6 protein-coding genes are annotated in these 5,087 nt (G+C 31.8%); all 6 read right to left on the reverse strand.

The window, feature by feature from the left end; genetic code table 11:
• Nucleotides 1-512, reverse strand: a 512-nt coding sequence (locus Q0L29_RS15825) for a DUF262 domain-containing protein (RefSeq protein ID WP_296623211.1), incomplete at its 3' end; no start/stop codon positions are given.
• 174 nt (nucleotides 513-686) lie between these two features.
• Nucleotides 687-1,418: a hypothetical protein gene (locus Q0L29_RS15830; protein ID WP_296623213.1), complete on the reverse strand. Its 732-nt coding sequence runs from the start codon at nucleotides 1,416-1,418 to the stop codon at nucleotides 687-689.
• Between the two features lie 3 nt (nucleotides 1,419-1,421).
• Nucleotides 1,422-3,113: a hypothetical protein gene (locus tag Q0L29_RS15835; RefSeq protein WP_296623215.1), complete on the reverse strand. Its 1,692-nt coding sequence runs from the start codon at nucleotides 3,111-3,113 to the stop codon at nucleotides 1,422-1,424.
• A gap of 182 nt (nucleotides 3,114-3,295) precedes the next feature.
• Complete coding sequence (locus Q0L29_RS15840) at nucleotides 3,296-3,766, reverse strand: hypothetical protein (protein WP_296623217.1); 471 nt, start codon at nucleotides 3,764-3,766, stop codon at nucleotides 3,296-3,298.
• 177 nt (nucleotides 3,767-3,943) lie between these two features.
• Entirely contained in the window at nucleotides 3,944-4,600 is a 657-nt protein-coding gene (locus tag Q0L29_RS15845; protein ID WP_296623219.1) for an NUMOD1 domain-containing DNA-binding protein, read from the reverse strand.
• Nucleotides 4,593-5,087 (reverse strand): hypothetical protein (locus Q0L29_RS15850; RefSeq protein ID WP_296623220.1); only part of this gene is annotated, 495 nt, incomplete at its 5' end. The genes Q0L29_RS15850 and Q0L29_RS15845, both read right to left, overlap by 8 nt.

Raw genomic sequence — 5,087 nt, forward strand, 5'->3', positions numbered from 1 at the left:
AAATTATCATCGTTAATACAACTTCTGAAATAATTGTAGTTTTCAGTAACGTTTGAAAATGTATCAAATTCATTTTGTGTTCCCAGCATTATGGATTTAAATGCCAATGAATTAGTATCTGTTTGTTTCAGTTTTAATTTGCTAGATTCGTTTTGGACATATTGATTGGTAAGAAACATATTGTACAATCTATCGGCATCCTGTGTCCTATTGCTTTCTTTTGCAAAGCGATATAATGCCACATATAAAATATTGATTGTGGTCAATCTCTGTTGCCCATCTATGATGACCAATTCTTTTACTTCGCTGGTGCTATAAGTGCCTTCATGAACAAAAACAATACTCCCAATAAAATGTGTACCTCTATCCTCTGTTTCAACCGATATGATATCATTTAGCAATTCTTTGCATTCCGCATTCTTCCAATCGTAATTTCGCTGATATACGGGAATTACAAATTGCACATTTGGCGATTGTAAAAAGTTGATTATTTGTAGTTCGTTTGCTTTCATAATTAGCTATTTAGCCAAATATTTTCAATAAACTATTTAAATTTTAAACACTAAGCTGCTTCATAAAAAGGAGTTTGTCTTCTAACGAATTTCTATTTAGGTTTCTAGCCAAAAAAGACTCCAGCCAACAGTCCAGGCCTTTGTAGTTCTATAGGCTATGTCGAGCGTATTATATTAATATTGGTTCACAAAGAAATAAATAATGAACCCTAATATTATAAGTAAATTTGTTATTGAAAAAACATATAGTAAACTAATTTTATATTTTTGGCTTTTTATAGTCTTAACTAAGCCACTTTCTATCTCCTCTATTTTATTATTTATTCCATCATTCTTGAATTTAAAACCTTTTTCAAATCCTCTTAAATTTTCATTAATCACACTAAAATTGTATTCAATTCTATCTGCACGTTTTTTTTCTTCCTTGATTTTCTCAATCTGCGAAACAACAATCCTTTTTATTTGTTTTCCCTGCTCTTCATTGCCACTTGTGCTATCATTTATTTGGCTAGCTATCTCCTCTAATTCTGCAGTAGTTTCACTGATTTTTTCAAAAGATAGTCCTGAAAGCATAGCTAAAGCCGTAATCATTTCAGCTAATAATTTTGAGTTTTCATTATTATTAATGATTAGCTCACTGATTGATGAAATTGATTTAGACGATGCGTTATTAACATCTTTTATTAGATCAAGTAAAGCATCTTTATCCAAACTCCCCCAGCTATTACCTTTTTCACCACGATAAACCTTATCAATGGAGTTTTTCGCACTATTTATATGACTTAATAAGTATTTAGTTCTTGCCTTAGATGTTTCATACCTATCATTTACTAAAGTTACCTTATCTATAATCTTTTTAGCATCGACAATTTTTGTGACATTATCTGAAATATTGACCTCTTTCATAATTTAATTACTTTCTAACAAGTTTAATAATTCATCATTTTCATCATTTATTACTGTAACAGCTGAAATATTTTCAGAAATCAGACTCTTTGTTTTTCTTATTTGCCCAAGAGATTCCTCGATATGATTTTTACAAGATTCTATTATTGGCAATGTGCCTTGGAATATTGTTAATGATACCATTACAGATTTGTTTGCTTTTACATCGCTAATTCCAGCTTGTGCTAAATTAATTTCAGAACGTGTTTGCAGTTTTGAAGTCTCTTCACCTTTCAGTTTATTAAATACAATCTTACTTTGATACATCTGGAATCCCTGCAGAATTAAAACTGACCCGATACCTACAATTAAACCTGATAAAACAGGTGAAATAAAACCTGCGAAAGGTGCTGTAAATGGTAAACTAGTAATTAATGCTTTTTCGATAATTTCTTCAAGAGCTAAACCTATTAAGGAAGCTACAGCAACCCCTAGAATCTTCATAGCCTCTTTCAATCGAACTTCCCACGAATATTCACTAGAGAACAAGATTTTTATAGCTTTTAAAATAGAGACAAATGCTAGTTTCACAAACTTGAAAATGTTTGTAGCAATTTTGAAAATACTTTTTAATAATTGTTCTATTAAAGTCGAAAGAAAACTGCTTATAGAGTGATCTTTAAATTCAGTAAGTAAATCTTTAGCCTTTTCTTTAATTCTTAGAGAAATATTTTTAGCTCTTTGAGAATGCTCAATATCATCTTCTCTTTTATACTCGTTAATTATTTCGACTACAGTAATTGACAGTAATCTCCCAATGGCAGCCTTAGCTGCACTTTTAACGGCATTGGAGGCTGCTATTTTTGTTGTGTCTTTCGCTCCCTTATAAATTGTTTTTTTACTTAAAATTTCATTTTCCTTTCTATCAGATGCTTTTATAGCATTTTTAAATTTAACCTCATCTATTTCATGATATTCCTTCACTGTTTTATTAGGGTCTTTTTTTGAAGGAGAATTTAACAATTTATCAATATCCTCTATTTTAGTTGCTCTTTTGTCATTATTCAACTCTCCTTTTACGGCAACTATGTTTTCATCGGAATTTAAAAAATTTCTTTTTTCTTCTATACTTAGTACATGGCTTAAAACTTTATCATCATGTACTTCTTTAGCAGATTTAACATGTTCCCATTCATATGCCTTTTTTTTATCAGGTTCGCCATTTTTAATAAATTTCCCAGTATAAGCACAGTTAACACCTCCATTAATTTTACTTTCTCGCCATTTGGGTGATGTGGTATTCTTTTGGGATAGACCCTCACCTTTTTCCGTATATTTTTCTCTTTCGAATTTAGGGATTTCCTTCTTCAATAGGCTTTCAAATTCATTTCCAGTAGTATATTTAGGCTTGTATTTCGAACTTCTATCAGCTATTGGAGTGTTCTCCCATTTTTGATATTCACCATATTCTTTTTTATAATCAAGTCCATTGGTGTGAGCCGTGTTTTCTAAAACATCAGAAATCCCTAGTGCCATAGTAATGGTTTCAATTGATTTTGCTTGAATTGCAGACATCAACTGGCCATTCATTTTTGCTGGATCTGCATCCTTCATTTTTTTCTGTAGCTCCACTATTTCATCCAGTAAATCTTGTTCTTCTTTCCTTAAATCTATTTCAATTCTTTCGAAGTCCATTTTTTCATTCATTATGTCCATAGGTTTTAAATTATGCAAGTAGCGTAAAGTAGGGATACGTTCTTGTCTGCTTAGTTATTAATGACAAAACACTTTACCTCAGTAAAGCATTAATAGTATTACATAAACCGCTTTAATAGCAAATTGGCTATCAGGGTGTTATGAGAATGATGCTTTTTCAAATATTAAGTTTCACCTCTTTATTATAAATCTGGGCTGCATTCTGAATTCTGGTGATATGGTTGAATATATTTCCAAAATGCTTTACCAGCGCTATCAAAATAGTTTAGTGAGTAATACATTTCGGTAGTAGAACTGACTATATAAATGTATTCGTTACAACCATAGGAGTATTTCTCTTTAAAACAAACAATTGCACAATAATACGTTTCGAAATCAATTGTTACCGTATAAAATGTTACTTCAGAAATTGCATCACTTAAAGGACTGCTGTAGGTAGAGCCATAACTCTCTGACTTCACAAATTCAATTAGTTCCTCACAACTTTGTGCTTTCACCATAGTGGTGGTGAGAAAAAGGAAAAGATAGAGTATAATTTTTTTTGAAATAGAGAAATCTAAAATAAATCCCAAATTACAACTAGTACTAAATGTTGCTTTATTAGGCTTACCGATATATAAAGGTATCCCCATTACTAACAATAAATTTTTCATTCAATGATTTTGAATGCTGTAGGGGGCAGGTTAGGAAAGTAAATATAGAGAAATGAAAATAAAATCCAACTACGGTTTGACCTAATGAATAGAAAGAATTATAAACGGAGGGGATTCATTAAAATTATTTCACAAAAAAAGGGTAACATTTCTGCTACCCTGTTTTATTGATCATTATTACTTCTGGTATTCCCAAAAGAACTCTCCTGCATATTTATATTCACCCCTACAGCATTTTGCTATGGAAGACCTATTCACTCCTGTTATTTCTGAAGCTTCTGCAACAGAATTGTAGCTTCTAGAAAACACTCCTAATTCAGTAAATTGAAATACTTTCTTTTTGCGAAGATCATTCTCAGCCTTAAAAGTATCTGCCAAATTATAACTCCAATAAAATCCTTTACAATTTTTTATTTCACCTAAACAAGCTTTACTTATTGTCCTTTTATCTACTCCTACATTAAATGCAGCGTATTCAAGTTGAGGAAAAGTAGCCAATAAATTCCCAGTGTACAGATCGTATTGGTAAATATTCTTCTGAATGCCCCCTCCTCTATCAGCATTATAGCCATTGTCCTTAGCATCATACTTTAAGACGTACTCTTTTTCCTTTTGTGCTAATTCGTTAGGGGAACTTGCAGTATCAATCTGCAACCACTCAAAAGCTTCGGGTGGATAACTGGCAATAGCTTCTTGGAATTTACTGCCAACTTTTTTAGCTGCTTTTTGGATATGGTCATTTTTTCTGTTTTCCATTTCATTTGCAGTTGCGCCAATATAGAATTTATTAGTCAATCTATTTAAAACCCTATAAATTTTAAGTGCTCTACTCATTTCCGTCTTCATTTTTTGTATTGAACCAACAATAGAAATTTCCTCCGGAAGATTTATCTGCATACGTATAGTCCCATTGCTGGGCATAAATATTTGACCAACGCGTAAATTGGTTAGTTGTTAAATCTTTCCATTTTGGATATAACCCTATAAATTCAGAATGAAGCTGCCTCTTGTCCAACTTTGTATCTGTTGTAAAATACGCTTCTCCGAATTCAAGAAATTCAGGACAGGTAATGTCCGCAACTTTGTTTGCTGGAAGATTAAGCGTTGGCACCTCAATTAAACCATATCTGAAATACTCCTGAACACAACTGAACATAAAAGAAAAAAATTGATTCCATTCTTCTTCAGGCCAAGAATTATCAAAGAACCTATTCCCAAATTCCATTTCTGGGATAAAATCATTACTGAAGTAATTGGAAATCTCAAATTCATATCTCCTTGCACGATCAGAGTCTCCTCCATCTCCTTTAACGTAGTGGTT

This window comes from Marivirga sp. (assembly GCF_024636815.1).
Classification (GTDB): Bacteria; Bacteroidota; Bacteroidia; order Cytophagales; family Cyclobacteriaceae; genus Marivirga.